This is a genomic window from Pandoraea iniqua (assembly GCF_902459685.1).
Lineage (GTDB): Bacteria > Pseudomonadota > Gammaproteobacteria > Burkholderiales > Burkholderiaceae > Pandoraea > Pandoraea iniqua.
This window is the reverse complement of record NZ_CABPSF010000003.1, coordinates 384272-398656: the sequence shown is the minus strand read 5'-3', so window position 1 is coordinate 398656 and position 14385 is coordinate 384272. Positions and strand designations below refer to the sequence as shown.

Genomic DNA, 14385 nt, shown 5'->3' with positions numbered 1-14385 from the left:
AACTTGTGTTCTGTCCGGTAGAACTGTAGAGTGGCCGCATTCAGCGAAAGACACGACAGGGGACGCGAGTGGCAAACGAGCAATCGGGCATGACAGCGCCAGCGGCAGCGGGTGGCAGCGACGCCTCCGGCAATGAATCGGGTAGCGGCGTGGCCGTGCTGGATCGTGCGTTTGCGATTCTCAACGCGTTCGGCCCTGCGGAGGATGGTTTGACGCTCACCGAAATCTCGCTGCGCACCGATCTCTACAAGAGCACGGTGTTGCGATTGCTCGGTGCGCTTGAACACGGTGGTTTTATTCGCAAGCTCAGCGACGGCCGCTACGCCATCGGGCCACAGCCCCTACGTCTGGCCGCGCGCTATCAGCGATCATTTCAGGTCGGGCCGGTGATCGAACCGATCTTGCAGCAGTTGAGCCGCGAACTGGGCGAGACGGCCTCGTTGTATGTTCGTCAGGGCGATCAACGCTTGGTGCTGTACCGGGTAGAACCGTCACGCGCCGTGCGCGTGTCGATCCGCATCGGTGAAGAGTTTCCGATTGCGAAAGGGGCTTCGGGAAAGGTGCTGCTCGCGTTCACGGATGGCGACGATCCGCGTTGGAACGACGTGCGCGAGCGTCTCTGGGCGGTGTCGTTCGGCGAGCGCGATCCGGAAACGGCATCGGTGTCGGTGCCGGTGTTTGGGGCGAGCGGTGAGTTCGTCGGTGCGCTCACGCTCTCGGGACCGAAAGCGCGCTTCGACATGGCGTCGGCGGTCAAACAGGCGTTGACGGCGTTACTCGATGGGGCACGTCGCGCAACGGTCGCGTTGGGCGGCATGGGCGAGCGCTATGACGCGAGTCTGGCCGCGACACGACCGACCGGATTCACCGTGCCGGGGCAGGGCGCGAACGCCTGAACACCGGTGTTTCAGTCGCCCTTGCGAATGGCCTCCGCCACCACGGTGAGTACCTCGGTGGCCGTATTCTCCGAGTGCGCCTTGAGCACTGCGCCAAGACGCGGACGCCCATCTTCACGCAATGCCCGCATGATCTGCTCATGCTCGTCGTGCGATTCCTGCCAGCGCAAATGATCGGCATTTGCCGCGCCGCGCGCGCGGTGAACCTTGCTCATCAATGCTGCGTAAATCGATGACAGCACCGGATTGGCCGCACCGTCGACGATCAGTTGATGAATCTCCTGATTGATGCGGAAGTAGTCGGTGCGATGGCCCTTGCTGTGCGCATCGAGCATCTGAAGATGCTTCTTTTCAAGCGTCCGTAGCGCCACATCCGTGAGGCGAATCGCGGCCAATTCCCCAGCCGTGCGCTCCAGTCCATGCAGCGTCTCGAACGTCGCGCGCAATTCCTCCAGATCGAGCGGTGCCACGCGATAACCGATGTACTGCCGGTGCAGTACCAGTCCTTCCGACACCAACGTCTTCAACGCCTCACGCAAGGGCGTCTTCGAGACATCGAAAAGTTCGCAAAGCGCCTTCTCGTCGATGCGTTCGCCGGGCGGGAGTTCGCCTTCTTCGATCATGACGCGAAGGCGGGCAGCGATCTCGGCGGACATACCGAGCGTGCGAAGTCTGGGGGAGTGCTGGAGCGGGAGGGCCACGGTGTCTCGTTATCAATTATCAGTGTCGAAAAGATCCTACCATATAGGGAAATCCCTACGTATCATCCTAATAAAATCAATTATTTACCGACGTTGTAATTACAGATTACAGATTCTATACTCACTCCCAAGTTGCGCGACGACGGTACTCAAGTCATCTAATCGGGAGATTCACCATGCAGTCGACAAGCAGGGCCGCAACGCTGACCGGCGCGAAGAGCACGGTTCGCTGGAAGATCTTTTTTCTGATGCTGTTCCTCATCGCCGTGAACTACATCGACCGCGCGTCGTTGTCGGTGGCGATGCCGTTGATCTCGAAAGAATTCGACCTCACGCCGGCAATGGAGGGGCTGATTCTGAGCGGCTTCTTCTGGACGTATGCCGTCATGCAGATTCCGGGCGGCATGCTCGCCGACAAGTACAAGCCGCGCATCGTCATTGCGCTGGCCACCGTCTTTTGGGGGCTGTTTCAAGCCGCTGCGGCGTTTTGCACCAGTGCCACCACGCTGCTGCTGACCCGCTTCGGGCTGGGCGCCGCCGAAGCGCCGATCTATCCGGCGGGCGGCAAACTCAATGCCATCTGGATGACCCAGAACGAACGCGGCCGCGGCGCCACCTTGCTCGACGGCGGCGCGCCGCTGGGTGCCGCACTGGGTGCCATCATCATCACGTGGCTGATTACCGTGCTGGGTTCATGGCGCCTCGCGTTCGTCGTCGCAGGCGTCGGCACGATGCTCGCGGGTTATCTGGCATGGCGTTACATCCGCAATTCACCGCGTGAACACCCGGCTGTGAACGAAGAAGAGGCCAACTACATCGAGATGGCGCAGGCGTCCGAGCATCGCGCCGAGCCGGAGAACCTGTCGGGCCGCTCGATGGACTTCTTCAAATACCGTTCGGTCTGGTGCATGGCCCTCGGCTGGATGTGTTTCAACACCGTGTTCTATGGCTTGCTGACGTGGATGCCGAACTATCTGCACAAAGTGCATGGCTTCGATATCAAGCAGATGGGCGGCGCGAGTTTCATCATCTTCTTCTGCGGTTTCGTCGGTGAGTTGATCGGCGGCTGGATCGGCGACAAGTGGAAAGCGGCCGGTGGCTCGCCCAACAAGGTGATGCGCACGCTCTTCGGTATTGCCGCCGTCATCGCAACCGCATCGATCTTCTCGGTGGCGTATGTCACCAGCGACGTGGTCACCGTCGTGCTGCTGTCCTCGACGCTCTTTTTCCTTCGCTGGTGCGGTCTTTACTGGTGCATTCCGTCGATTCTCGGCACCCGTAACAAGATCGGTTTTCTCGGCGGCGTGATGAATCTCGGCGGAAACATCGGTGGCATCAGCGTGCCGCTGATCGTCGGCCTGATCGTGCAGACCACCGGTTCGTACTTTCTTGCGCTCATGTTCTTTGCGGCCGCCGGCGTGGGCTTGCTCGTGTGCTCCACGTTGATCGATTACGAAAGAAAACTCCCTGTCTGATTCACCGGTTTGCCGGATCGGCCCGCGCCCAACGCGGCCGATCTTTGCCTTTCCGCTTTTTGCTTTGAAACGACAATGACAAAAAACTCCCGCACTTTGCTTGGCATGCTTACGCCGTCCTCCAACACCGCGCTGGAACCCATCACCAGTGCCATGGTTGCCGGGCTGCCCGATGTCAGTGTCCATTTTTCACGCTTTCGTGTGACCGAAATCTCGCTAGGCTCGACGGCGCTCGGCCAGTTCGATCTCGACAAGATTCTCGACGCCGCGAAGCTGCTTGCCGACGCCGAAGTCGACGTTATCGCATGGAACGGCACGTCGGCCGGCTGGCTCGGGTTCGAGACCGATGAAGCCCTGTGCCGCCAGATCACCGAGGCGACGGGAATTCCCGCCACCACTTCCGTGCTGGCGCTCAACGAAATTCTCGAACAAACCGGCGTCAAGGAGCTTGGCCTCGTCACGCCGTATCTGGAGGACGTGCAGCAGCGGATCATCGCCAACTACGCGCGCAAGGGTATTCAGTGCACGGCGGAGCGCCACCTGAACCTGCGCAAGAACTTCGAATTCTCCGAAGTCGATGGCGACACGCTCACGCGCCTCGTGAACGAAGTGGCTGAACAGCGTCCGCAAGCCATCACCACGTTCTGCACCAATCTGCACGCTGCACCGCTGGCGCGCGCGCTCGAAGCGCAGACCAGCATCCCGGTGTACGACACGATTTCGACGGTGATCTGGAAATCGATGAAGATCGCCGGCCTCGATACCCGTGCGTTGTCCGAGTGGGGACAACTGTTCGCCTCAGGGGAGTGATGCGATGACGAATGCGTTTTCAGGCGCCCAGCCTTTTGATCTGGTCATTCGCAATGCCGACGTGGTGACCGCTTCCGATCGCTTCCAGACCGATATCGGCGTGAGCGACGGCGTTATCGTTGCTCTCGGCCGCCGACTCGGGCCGGGCAAGCGTGAAGTGGATGCGACGGGCCTGCTCGCCATGCCGGGCGGTGTGGACGGGCACTGCCACCTCGATCAGCCAATGCCTGACGGCTTGCGCATGGCCGACGACTTTTTCACGGGCACGCGGGCGGCCGTTTGCGGCGGCACGACCACGGTGATTCCGTTTGCTGCGCAGGAGAAGGGCGGTTCGCTGAGGGCCGCCGTCGAGGACTATCACCGTCGGGCAAATGGGCGTGCCGTCGTGGATTACGGCTTCCATCTGATCGTTGCCGACCCCACGGAGAAGGTGCTGCGCGAGGAACTTCCGGAACTGATTCAGGAAGGCTATACGTCGTTCAAGATCTACATGACTTACGACGACCTGAAACTCTCGGACCGGGAAATTCTGGAAGTGCTCTCCGTCGCCCGCGAGCACGGCGCGCTGGTGATGGTGCACGCGGAGAATTCGGATTGCATCGCGTGGCTGACCGATAAATTGGTCGGGCAAGGCCGTATTGCGCCGAAGTTTCACGGGCTCGCGCGCCCGGCCGCCGTCGAGCGCGAAGCCACCCATCGGGCGATCACGTTTGCCGAGCTGGTCGATGTGCCGATTCTGATCGTGCATGTGTCCGGCAAGGACGCGATCGGGCAGATTCGCTGGGCGCAGGGGCGCGGCATGCCGATTCTCGCCGAGACGTGTCCGCAATATCTCTACCTCACGGCTGACGATATGGGGCATCCGGGCGACGACGGCTATGCCGGTGCGAAATGCGTTTGCAGCCCGCCGCCGCGTGATTCCGACAATCAGGAAGCGGTCTGGAAAGCGTTGAAGCAGGGCGTGTTCTCGGTGTTTTCATCTGACCACGCGCCGTTCAACTACGACGATCCACAGGGCAAGAAACCGGGTGGCAATGCGCAGTCGTTCGAACACATTCCCAACGGTATTCCCGGCATTGAAACGCGGTTGCCGCTGCTGTTCGACGGCGTACGTCAGGGACGGTTGTCGCTGCACAAATTCGTCGAGCTGACATCGTATCGTCCGGCGCGGCTGTATGGCCTGTACCCGCGCAAAGGCACGATTGCCATCGGCGCGGATGCCGATATCGTGTTGTGGGACCCGGATGCCCGCGTGCAGATCACGAACGACGCATTGCATCACGCCGTCGACTACACGCCGTACGAGGGCAGGGAAGTGACCGGCTGGCCGGTGCACTGTTTCTCGCGGGGCGAGCAACTCGTTGCCAACCGCCAATACCTTGAACCGACGCCGGGACGCGGGCAGTTTTTGCCGGCCGACGCCCCGTCGCTGGTGTGACGCGTAGACAAGGAGACGACGCGATGCGCTTGCTCGTGATCAACCCCAATATTTCCACCAGCGTGACGGCGCTGATCGAGGCGGAAGCGTGCCGCGCGGCCTCGCCTGAGACGGCGCTGTCGTTTGCCACCGCGCAATTCGGCGTGGCGTATATCGAAACGCGCTTCGAGGCGCTGACCGGTGGCTATGCGACGGCATGCGCCGCAGCAGAGCGTGCCGGGGAGTTCGACGGTCTCGTCGTGGCGGCTTTCGGCGATCCCGGTTTGGGCGGCATCAAGGAGTTGTTCGACGTACCGGTCGTCGGCATGACCGAAGCCGCGCTCGCAAGTGCCTGCCTGCTCGGCAACCGCTTCTCAATCATTGCCATTTCACACCGGATTCAGGCGTGGTATCGGGAGTGCGTGGCGGCGAACGGGTTGTCGTCGCGGCTGGCGAGCATTCGCAGTCTCACGTCACCGCTGCGCGACATTGCCACGGTGCAGGAGGATCATGCGGCCCGGCTCATCGAGTTGAGCCAGATGGCGGTGGAGCGAGATGGTGCCGATGTCATCATCGTGGCCGGGGCGCCGCTGGCCGGTTTGGCACGTCAGTTGCGCGGACAGATTTCAGTGCCCGTCGTCGATGGTGTCTCGAGCGCGGTCAAGCACTGCGAATCGTTGATGGCCCTGCAACCGGGGACGGCGACGGGCGGCAGTTTTCAGCGGCCACCGAGGAAAGACAACGCCGGATTGCCGCCGGCATTGCGGGCGCTACTCGTGTAACGGATCGAGTCACGGCGCGAGTGACTGAACAAGTAAGGGGAAGGAAGTGAAAGGCCGGCGCGGAAACGTTGCCGGCCTTCGTTTTTCTATCGCCGAGCAAAACGCCGTGCTCATGTGCTACAGTTCCGCAGCAAAAAATGAAAGCGGGACGCTGAAACGCTCAGGAATGCCGAACATATAGGACCTTTTGTTTCGGTAACCAAGACGGTGTAGGAAAAATAACGACAAAGCAGTGCCGGTAGTCGTAAGTGTTGTACCGAATCAGATAAGCAATTGGATTGCGAACGGTATCGGGGAACCATGATTAACGCTGCTGTGGGCCACCTGGCGGGGCGGCTCAACGAATATTTAAAACAAGCCTACACACTCACCGAAGACATCGTGACGATGTCCGGTCTTGTGGATATGCACGGGCATGCCATTGCCGACACGAACAACCGTTTGGTCGTGTTCCTCACGCATATCGAACGAGACACGGGCCCTTATCGCCAGTCTTTACCGGGTGACGCCGGGGCATCGCGCGTGACGACCACCGTCGCGCCGCTCTATCTGAATCTCTACGTGATGGTGGCTGCCAACTACACCGGCGGCAATTACGAAGATTCGCTCAAACTGATCTCCGGCGCGATCCAGTTCTTCCAGCGTTATCCGGTCTTCGACCACCAGTCGTCGCCATCGCTCGATGCGCGCATCGACCGGCTGGTACTCGAGATCGAGAACCTCAATATTCGCGAACTCAGCAATCTGTGGACGATGCTTGGCGGCAAATATCTGCCGTCGGTGCTGTACAAGGTGCGCCTGATGGCCCCCGATACCGGCGATGTCGTCGGTACCGTGCCGACGGTGCGCACGCCTGTACCGGCGCTCAATCACTGACCCGGCCCGGAGAGCGCCCCATGTCCGCTACGTCCACCGGGACAGCCGCGTTACCGTATGCGTGCTTGTTCACCGTTGATCTCGCCCACGCCTACTGGCCGGAGCCCAACGCTTCGCTGCCATGGGCGCGTTTTGCCCTGACACCCGAGACCACCGATTGGGTGCGTCGCCGCGACCTGCTCGTGATTCCACACCGGCAAGGCGTTGCGTTCTTTTGCGAAACTCGCCGTCGCGACGTTCTGCTGGGCGGTTTGACGCCCGGCCAGGCCGTCGCCACCGTCAAGTGGTATGCGAAAGACGAACACTTTTCCCGCTACACGGCACCGGCGTTGACCGGCGGCGCAGCCGTCTATTTCCTGCAAAGCGCGGCAAGTGTGCCGGTCCCCGGTGCACTCACGCAGCGGCTTCATGCCGGCGAGACCGTCGATGCGACGAACGCCTTGCCGGTTGGCGCGCCGTCGCTGGCCCGCCATCTGGAGCGCGCCGACAGACTCAGTCCGCCCGTGCTGGTCGTACAGATCGATCTCGCCGATCACGTGGCGAACACCGCTGTCAACAAGGCTGGCGTCGACTACATCGTCAACTTCGCCGCGCGCTCGACCCGCTGGCGCTACTACTACGTTTGCGATGCCGAGAACGACGCGTTAGCCATCGTCGATCTCGACGAGAAAGTCAGTTTTGTGGCCGCGGGCAGCGAGCCGCGCAGTGGCGGGCGGCGTGCGCTGGTGTTCGAGAGCGAACAGGAAATTGCAATGCAGCAGCAATACCCGCAGCGTTTTCAGCTGCGGGAACGGGGCCGGTCGGGTGAACGCGTGTTGATCCGGAGACTGCCCAATGCCGAAGTTGGCAGCGTGATTCAGCAGGGGATGGAGACAAAGCAACGGCAGGAAGGGCAGGAAGCGGCACAGAGCCCGGCAGTTCGGGTGTCCGAGATCTACATCAATTGATATCGTTGACCGAGGTGAACCATGGCGCAATACAAAACACCAGGCGTGTACGTAGTCGAACAAAATGCGTTTCCCAATTCCGTGGTGGAAGTCGCCACGGCCGTCCCGGCATTCATCGGCTATACCCAGTTCGCCGATAACAAGGGCACGCCGCTGGCCAATACGCCGTGGCGTATCAGCTCGATGGCGGAATTCGTGACGTACTTCGGTGGCGCACCCGCAACGAGCTACTCGCTCGACGCGGTAGCGGCAGCACCGAGCGCACCGGCGGCGGCCAAGAAGGACGGCGGCGACGCAGCGGCTGCCGATGCGGGAGGCGCCACGCCGCCGGCACGCCCGGTGGTGACCGATCTCTTCATCGGCGCGACCGGCGCACGCAAGCCGTTCAAGTTCACGCCGCAAGGCACGGAATACCTGCTGTACTACAGCATGCTGCTGTTCTTCCAGAACGGCGGCGGCCCGTGCTACATCGTGTCGGTCGGCACGTACGCCGATGGCGAGATCGACCCGGGCAAGCTGACCAAAGGTATCGACACGCTCATCAAGGAACAGGAACCCACCATGGTGGTGGTGCCCGAAGCCGTGCGCCTGTCGAGTCAGGACTGCACGACCGTGCAGCGCGCGATGCTGATGCACTGCGGCTACACGATGCGTAACCGTTTCGCGATCGTCGACGTCTTCGACGGCTTCTGGGACCGTCAGGCACCCGGCGGCGATGCCATCACCGCGTTCCGCGATGCCGTGGGTTCCGAGTTCCTCGACTTCGGCGCCGGGTACTACCCGTGGGTCAACACGTCGATCGTGACCGAGAAGGATCTCGACTTCACGAGAATCTCGAACCCGGCGCAACTGCAAACGCTCATCACCGCAGAACTGGACGCAGTGCTGAACCCTGTGCCGGCGTCGCCGGCTGCGACGGCGAAGGCCAAGCAGATCAAAGATGTACTGGCGCAACTTGGCGGCGCAGCGGCTCCGGCCGCGCCTGTCAAGGCGGGCGGCGATGCCGCGGCGGCTGACGCTGGTGCTGCCGACGGGAAGGCCGCCGCAGACGCCGCTGCCGATGCAGGTGGTGATGCGGCAGCCGCGGCGAAGCCTGCTGCCAAGCCCGCTGCCATGACGGCGAACGACATCGAGACGCTGCACAAGACGCTGGCGGCACTGAGCAATGTGTACGTGCAGGTGCTGCAATCGCTGCAAAAGAAGCTCAACCTGCTGCCGCCGTCGGCAGGCATGGCGGGGCTGTACACGCTCGTCGACAACACGCGCGGCGTATGGAAGGCACCGGCCAACGTCAGCCTGAACGGCGTGGTGTCGCCCAGCGTGAGCATCTCCAACGCCGATCAGGAAGATCTCAACGCACCGACCAACGGCAAGTCGGTCAACGCCATTCGCAGCTTCATCGGCGAAGGCGTGATGGTGTGGGGTGCCCGCACGCTCGACGGCAACAGCCTCGACTGGCGATATCTGAGCGTGCGCCGCACGATGATCATGATCGAAGAATCGCTGCGGCTCGCGTGTAAGGCCTATGTGTTCGAACCGAACACGGCCAACACGTGGGTCACGATCAAGAGCATGGTGCGCAACTTCCTCACCAGCGTGTGGAAGCGTGGCGGCCTAGCAGGGGCAAGTCCGGACGACGCGTTTCAGGTCTTTGTCGGCCTTGGCGAAACCATGACCGGCGACGACATTCTCGAAGGTCTGCTCAAGGTGTCGGTGCTGGTGGCGGTGAGCCGTCCGGCCGAATTCATCGAACTGACGTTCGAACAACAAATGCAGAAGTCCTGAGGCCGGGCATCGGGGTAGATCACCCGCTTGGCAGGTTCGTGACGATGTTGCGGCGCGCCGCAGAGTGCGCTGGCCCGGCACGGCATTTTTCGCATGCAATCTTTAGACGAGGTATGTGATGGCAGACGACGGTTCGAAACAATCCACCACAGTTTGGCCGCTTCCCAAGTTCTACTTTCAGGTGAAGTGGGATTCGCAGGTCATGTCGTTTCAGGAAGTGAGCGGGCTGGACGTGCAGTCCGAAGAAATCAAGTATCGCCACGGCGACAGCCCGGAGTTCTCGGTGATCAAGATGCCGGGCATGAAGAAGTACGGCAACGTGACCATGAAGAAGGGCGTGTTCAAGTCCGATAACAAGTTCTGGGACTGGTTCAACCAGATCAAGATGAACACCATCAAGCGGGTGCCGGTGACGATCAGCCTGCTCGACGAGGCCGGCAAGCCGACGATGGTGTGGACGCTCGCCAATGCGTGGCCGACCAAGATCACGGGCACCGATCTGAAGTCCGAAGGCAACGAAGTCGCCATCGAGACCATCGAGATCGTGCACGAAGGGTTGACCATCGCCAACAGCTAACCATCGGCCACTGGTGTCGGGTCGCCAGCAGTACGGCGTCCCGGTGCCGGCCCGCGCGCGCCCGACATGCCGTCATCGCCTTTCGATCCGTACCCGCCTGCTGCTTTCCACTTTCGCGTGATGTTCGCCACGACCGGCGGTGCGGTCGACGCGTCGTTTCAGGAAGTCTCCGGCATCAGTACCGAACTCGATACCGAATCGGTCCCCGAGGGCGGGGAGAACCGTTTTGTGCACACGTTGCCGAAGGGCGTCAAACACCCGCATCTCGAACTCAAGCGGGGTATTGCGTCGTTCACGTCGCCGCTCGTCATGTGGTGCCGCTCGGTGTTCGAAGGCGAGTTCATCGTGCCGATACGGCCGCAGTCGCTGATGGTGCAGTTGCTCGACGAAATGCATATTCCGATTCGCATCTGGACCTTCGCCAATGCGTATCCGGTGAAATGGGAAATCGAAGGCTTCGGCTCGACCAAGAATCAGGTGGCGATCGAGAAGATCGTTCTGAGCTACACCTACGCGAATCGTATGGAGTGACGCGATGTCGATCGAAATCGGCCAGTTGAGCATCAAATCGAACGTGGTACAGCAGGCGGCTGGCGAAAGCGGCGTCGCGCCCCAAGACGACGACATGGCGGAAGCCTTGCCGGTACTCGACGCGCAAATGCGCGCAGAGCTGCTCGCCGAATGCCGTGCGCTCGTGCTCGACCTGCTCGACCGCGCGAAGGAGCGTTGATCCGTGGCGACCAGCCTGAACCGCAGAAAATTCAATATCGCCCCGTGCAAAGTCTCGGGCGGTCAGATTTCGGTCGACACCAGCCGCACGGCGTTCGAAGCGTTGATCAATCCGGTCGGCTACAAGCGCAAGCTGAGCATCGAGTACAACAAGAAGCAGACGCTCGGACAGCCGAGCGCCACGCCGCGTTTCAGTGCGATTCGCCCCGAGAGCATCACCATCGAGAATCTGGTGCTCGACGGCACGGGTGTCGTCGACGGTACCGGCTCACGCAGCGTGAAAGACATGATCGACGCGCTGCTGGCGGTCATCTACAAGTACGACGGCAAGAAGCACGAACCGAATTACATTCGCCTGCTGTGGGGCACGTTCATCTTCTTCGGCCGGGTCGAGTCGATTTCGCTCGACTACACGATGTTCAAGCCGACCGGCGAGCCGTTGCGCGCCCGCGTGACGCTCGGCATCGTCGGCTGGATGAGCGCGACCGAGAGCGCGTTGCGCGCCAACCTGAGTTCGCCCGACCTGAGCCATCTCGTCGAGGTGACGGCGGGCGACACGTTGCCGTTGCTGTGCAACCGCATCTACAACGACCCGTCGTACTACCGCGAGGTCGCACGCATCAACAACCTGACCGGTTTTCGCAAGCTGGAGCCCGGGATGGTGCTGCGCTTTCCACCGCTCGTCTGACCTATGGCCACGTCTCCCGCCGCCAACGCCAATGGTGTCCTGACGCTCACGATCACGAGCGCGGGCAGCCCCATTCCGGATACGGCGGGCGTGATATCGGTCGAAATCGATCGCGCAGTGGGTCGCGTGGGCAGCGCGCGCATCGTGTTGCGCGATGGCGATATGCCCAACGACGACTTTCCGGTGAGCGACACCGATGTCTTCGCGCCCGGCAGCGCCATCGTCATCAGCGCGGGCTATGGCGGCACCACCGCACAGATTTTCGACGGCATCGTCGTGCGGCACGGCATCAAGATCGCGGGCAATAACGACGCCCGGCTGATCGTCGAGTGCCGCCACAAGGCGGTGGCCATGACGATCGGCTGCAAGAACGCGAACTATGTGCAGAAGCAGGACAGCGCAATCCTCAGCCAGTTGATTTCCGATGCCGGTCTCACGGCGGATGTGACCACCACACAAACCCAGCATCAGGAGATCGTGCAGTTCTACAGCACCGACTGGGATTTCATGGCATTGCGGGCGGAGGCCAACGGGGCACTCGTGATCGCCGAGGATAACGGCACGGTGAGCGTCAAACCGCCGCAGACCAGCGCGGCCGCGGTCCTCAAGGTGACCTATGGCATCGACCTGATGTCGTTCTCGGCCGATGTCGATGCGCGCACGCAGCTGCAGAGCGTGGTGGCCGCCGCGTGGGACCCGGGCACGCAGGCGATGGTGCAGCAAAGTGCGCCCGCGAAAACGCTCTACGAACAAGGCAATCTCACACCGGCGAAGCTCGCCCAAGTGGCTGGTCCGAGTACCTTCCGGCTGCAATCGACGGTGCCGCTGCTAAGCGACGAGCTCAAGTCGTGGAGCGAGGCGCGGCAGATGCGCGCAGCGCTCGCGTGTATTCGCGGACGGATGTCGTTTCAGGGGAATGCGGCGGCCAAGCCCGGCGTGATGATCGAATTGGTGGGCGTGGGCAAGCGCTTCAGCGGCAACGTCTATGTGAGTGCCGTGCAGCACCGTATCGCCGACGGCAACTGGATTTCGGATGTCGAATTCGGCTTGTCGCCGGAGAGCTTCAGCGAGCGTCACGGGGCGGGCAATGTTCAGGCATCGGGACTGGTGCCGGGTGTCGGCGGGCTGCAAATCGGCGTGGTCACGAAGCTCGACGCCGACCCCGAGGGGCAGTACCGCATTCAGGTCGCGGTGCAGGTCTTGCAAGCGGAGACGGCCGGTGTGTGGGCGCGGCTGGCGAGCTTTTACGGCTCATCGAGCGTGGGGGCGTTCTTCATTCCCGAGATCGGCGACGAAGTGATATTGGGCTACCTCAACGGCGACCCATCGCATCCGGTGGTGCTGGGCAGTCTTTACAGCAGCCAACGCAAGATGCCTTACGAACTGACTGCCGAGAACTACACCAAGGCGCTGTGGACGAAGGGGCTGCTCAAGATCATTTTCGACGACGACAAGAAAGTCATCACCGTCATTACGCCGCAGAAGAACACGATCGAGATGAGCGACGACGCCAAGTCGATCTGCCTGACCGATCAGAACAACAACAAGATTCAGATGACGCCCGATGGCATCACGCTCGACAGCCCCAAGGACATCGTGATCAACGCCAAGGGCAAAGTCAGCATCAGCGCGGTATCGAATATCGAACAGACCGCGCAGGCGGATATCAAGAGCGAGGCGCTCAACATCACCGGCACAGCGAAGGTGGGTTTTACCGCTAAGGGGTCGGCCACTGCGGAGCTGTCGGCCAGCGGCCAGACGACCGTCAAAGGTGCGCTGGTCATGATCAACTGAAGCGATTGTCTTTGCGCTCAATAGCGCGTTTCAATAGTTCGTTTCAATAGTTCGGTAACAAGGAGACCAGAACATGCCGCTCGCCGCACGATTGACCGACATGCATGTGTGCCCGATGCAGACCCCGGCCGTGCCGGCGCCGATTCCGCACGTGGGCGGCCCGATCCTCGGCCCGTGTGTGCCGACGGTACTGGTCGGCAAGCTGCCGGCCGCCGTCGTGACCGACAACTGCCTCTGCGTCGGGCCGCCGGACTCCATTGTCATGGGATCGACCAGCGTGCTGATCGGCGGCAAACCGGCTGCCCGCGTCGGCGATACCTGTGCGCATGGCGGGGCGATCTCGATGGGTTGCCCGACGGTGCTGATCGGCGGCTAAGACCGGGCACGGCAGTAAGCGTGAAAACGAAGGAAAAAGCAAAAGGGATAAGGGGAAAGCACGCGTGAGCACCGACAAATCGTTTCTCGGCACCGGCTGGGCGTTTCCGCCGCGATTCGGCGACAGCGCCGCGCGTGGGCGCACGCAGATGGTAGCGGCCGAGGCCGACATCCACGAAAGCCTGCGCATCATTCTCTCGACCGTGCCGGGCGAGCGGATCATGCAGCCGACCTTCGGATGCGGCATCAAGACTTACGTGTTCGACGAAATCAGTGAAAGCGTGCTCACCGAGATACGCGACGCAATCGAGCGCGCCATTTTGTTTTTCGAGCCGCGGATCACCGTCGAGCGGATTGTCATCGACTCGTCGGCGGCGATGGAGGGGCGTATCGACGTGCTCATCGACTACACGGTTCGCGGGACGAATACACGCAGCAACATGGTCTACCCGTTCTATTTCCTTGAAGGGACCAATTTGCCGGACAAGCAGATGGATCGCTGAAACCTGCGCTGAAACCTGCACTTTGCACTG

The 14385-nt window shown here is 61.6% G+C and carries 16 protein-coding genes; 15 read left to right on the top strand and 1 reads right to left on the bottom strand.

Annotated features, from left to right (window positions below):
* Positions 1-89: 89 nt before the first annotated feature.
* Positions 90-896, top strand: coding sequence for an IclR family transcriptional regulator (locus PIN31009_RS12755; protein WP_150790496.1), 807 nt, complete (start codon positions 90-92; stop codon positions 894-896).
* Between the two features lie 11 nt (positions 897-907).
* Here the strand turns inward: PIN31009_RS12755 and PIN31009_RS12750 are convergent, their stop codons facing one another.
* Positions 908-1552 carry a GntR family transcriptional regulator gene (locus PIN31009_RS12750; protein ID WP_150790877.1) on the bottom strand — a complete coding sequence of 215 codons (645 nt, stop codon included), beginning with the start codon at positions 1550-1552 and terminating at the stop codon, positions 908-910.
* Between the two features lie 221 nt (positions 1553-1773).
* Here PIN31009_RS12750 and PIN31009_RS12745 point away from each other — a divergent pair, with 221 nt between their 5' ends.
* The 14 genes from PIN31009_RS12745 (at position 1774) to PIN31009_RS12680 (ending at position 14355) form a co-directional block, all read left to right on the top strand.
* Positions 1774-3072: an MFS transporter gene (locus PIN31009_RS12745; protein ID WP_087725643.1), complete on the top strand. Its 1299-nt coding sequence runs from the start codon at positions 1774-1776 to the stop codon at positions 3070-3072.
* 75 nt (positions 3073-3147) lie between these two features.
* Positions 3148-3882, top strand: coding sequence for a maleate cis-trans isomerase family protein (locus PIN31009_RS12740; protein ID WP_150790495.1), 735 nt, complete (start codon positions 3148-3150; stop codon positions 3880-3882).
* A 4-nt stretch (positions 3883-3886) separates the two neighbouring features.
* Entirely contained in the window at positions 3887-5320 is a 1434-nt protein-coding gene (gene hydA, locus PIN31009_RS12735) for a dihydropyrimidinase (protein ID WP_150685326.1), read from the top strand.
* Positions 5321-5343: 23 nt separating this feature from the next.
* The gene (locus PIN31009_RS12730) at positions 5344-6081 is read left to right on the top strand and encodes an aspartate/glutamate racemase family protein (RefSeq protein WP_150790494.1); all 738 of its coding nucleotides are present in this window, start codon (positions 5344-5346) and stop codon (positions 6079-6081) included.
* 300 nt (positions 6082-6381) lie between these two features.
* On the top strand, positions 6382-6957 hold the full coding sequence (locus tag PIN31009_RS12725) for a Pvc16 family protein (protein ID WP_058378602.1): 576 nt from the start codon (positions 6382-6384) through the stop codon (positions 6955-6957).
* Between the two features lie 20 nt (positions 6958-6977).
* Positions 6978-7904, top strand: a complete 927-nt coding sequence (locus PIN31009_RS12720) for a hypothetical protein (protein WP_150790493.1) — start codon at positions 6978-6980, stop codon at positions 7902-7904.
* A 21-nt stretch (positions 7905-7925) separates the two neighbouring features.
* Positions 7926-9689 carry a phage tail sheath family protein gene (locus PIN31009_RS28165; protein WP_150790492.1) on the top strand — a complete coding sequence of 588 codons (1764 nt, stop codon included), beginning with the start codon at positions 7926-7928 and terminating at the stop codon, positions 9687-9689.
* A 118-nt stretch (positions 9690-9807) separates the two neighbouring features.
* Positions 9808-10266: a phage tail protein gene (locus PIN31009_RS12710; protein WP_039398341.1), complete on the top strand. Its 459-nt coding sequence runs from the start codon at positions 9808-9810 to the stop codon at positions 10264-10266.
* Between the two features lie 66 nt (positions 10267-10332).
* A complete protein-coding gene (locus PIN31009_RS12705) occupies positions 10333-10797 on the top strand; it encodes a phage tail protein (protein ID WP_087687618.1) in 465 nt (154 codons plus the stop codon).
* 4 nt (positions 10798-10801) lie between these two features.
* Positions 10802-10996 carry a DUF5908 family protein gene (locus PIN31009_RS12700; protein WP_150790491.1) on the top strand — a complete coding sequence of 65 codons (195 nt, stop codon included), beginning with the start codon at positions 10802-10804 and terminating at the stop codon, positions 10994-10996.
* A 3-nt stretch (positions 10997-10999) separates the two neighbouring features.
* The gene (locus tag PIN31009_RS12695; protein WP_150685331.1) at positions 11000-11683 is read left to right on the top strand and encodes a CIS tube protein; all 684 of its coding nucleotides are present in this window, start codon (positions 11000-11002) and stop codon (positions 11681-11683) included.
* Positions 11684-11686: 3 nt separating this feature from the next.
* Entirely contained in the window at positions 11687-13477 is a 1791-nt protein-coding gene (gene vgrG, locus PIN31009_RS12690) for a type VI secretion system tip protein VgrG (RefSeq protein ID WP_150790490.1), read from the top strand.
* 73 nt (positions 13478-13550) lie between these two features.
* A complete protein-coding gene (locus PIN31009_RS12685) occupies positions 13551-13853 on the top strand; it encodes a PAAR domain-containing protein (RefSeq protein ID WP_150685333.1) in 303 nt (100 codons plus the stop codon).
* Positions 13854-13917: 64 nt separating this feature from the next.
* On the top strand, positions 13918-14355 hold the full coding sequence (locus PIN31009_RS12680) for a GPW/gp25 family protein (RefSeq protein ID WP_150685334.1): 438 nt from the start codon (positions 13918-13920) through the stop codon (positions 14353-14355).
* Positions 14356-14385: the final 30 nt, after the last annotated feature.

What these genes read in the sequence shown, in the direction of transcription:
- hydA (WP_150685326.1), top strand. Translation starts at nt 3,887, where the DNA reads ATGACGAATGCGTTTTCAGGCGCCCAGCCTTTTGATCTGGTCATTCGC.
- PIN31009_RS28165 (WP_150790492.1), top strand. Translation starts at nt 7,926, where the DNA reads ATGGCGCAATACAAAACACCAGGCGTGTACGTAGTCGAACAAAATGCG.
- PIN31009_RS12720 (WP_150790493.1), top strand. Translation starts at nt 6,978, where the DNA reads ATGTCCGCTACGTCCACCGGGACAGCCGCGTTACCGTATGCGTGCTTG.
- PIN31009_RS12750 (WP_150790877.1), bottom strand. Translation starts at nt 1,552, where the DNA reads ATGTCCGCCGAGATCGCTGCCCGCCTTCGCGTCATGATCGAAGAAGGC.
- PIN31009_RS12710 (WP_039398341.1), top strand. Translation starts at nt 9,808, where the DNA reads ATGGCAGACGACGGTTCGAAACAATCCACCACAGTTTGGCCGCTTCCC.
- PIN31009_RS12745 (WP_087725643.1), top strand. Translation starts at nt 1,774, where the DNA reads ATGCAGTCGACAAGCAGGGCCGCAACGCTGACCGGCGCGAAGAGCACG.
- PIN31009_RS12700 (WP_150790491.1), top strand. Translation starts at nt 10,802, where the DNA reads ATGTCGATCGAAATCGGCCAGTTGAGCATCAAATCGAACGTGGTACAG.
- PIN31009_RS12725 (WP_058378602.1), top strand. Translation starts at nt 6,382, where the DNA reads ATGATTAACGCTGCTGTGGGCCACCTGGCGGGGCGGCTCAACGAATAT.
- PIN31009_RS12755 (WP_150790496.1), top strand. Translation starts at nt 90, where the DNA reads ATGACAGCGCCAGCGGCAGCGGGTGGCAGCGACGCCTCCGGCAATGAA.
- vgrG (WP_150790490.1), top strand. Translation starts at nt 11,687, where the DNA reads ATGGCCACGTCTCCCGCCGCCAACGCCAATGGTGTCCTGACGCTCACG.
- PIN31009_RS12740 (WP_150790495.1), top strand. Translation starts at nt 3,148, where the DNA reads ATGACAAAAAACTCCCGCACTTTGCTTGGCATGCTTACGCCGTCCTCC.
- PIN31009_RS12685 (WP_150685333.1), top strand. Translation starts at nt 13,551, where the DNA reads ATGCCGCTCGCCGCACGATTGACCGACATGCATGTGTGCCCGATGCAG.
- PIN31009_RS12730 (WP_150790494.1), top strand. Translation starts at nt 5,344, where the DNA reads ATGCGCTTGCTCGTGATCAACCCCAATATTTCCACCAGCGTGACGGCG.
- PIN31009_RS12705 (WP_087687618.1), top strand. Translation starts at nt 10,333, where the DNA reads ATGCCGTCATCGCCTTTCGATCCGTACCCGCCTGCTGCTTTCCACTTT.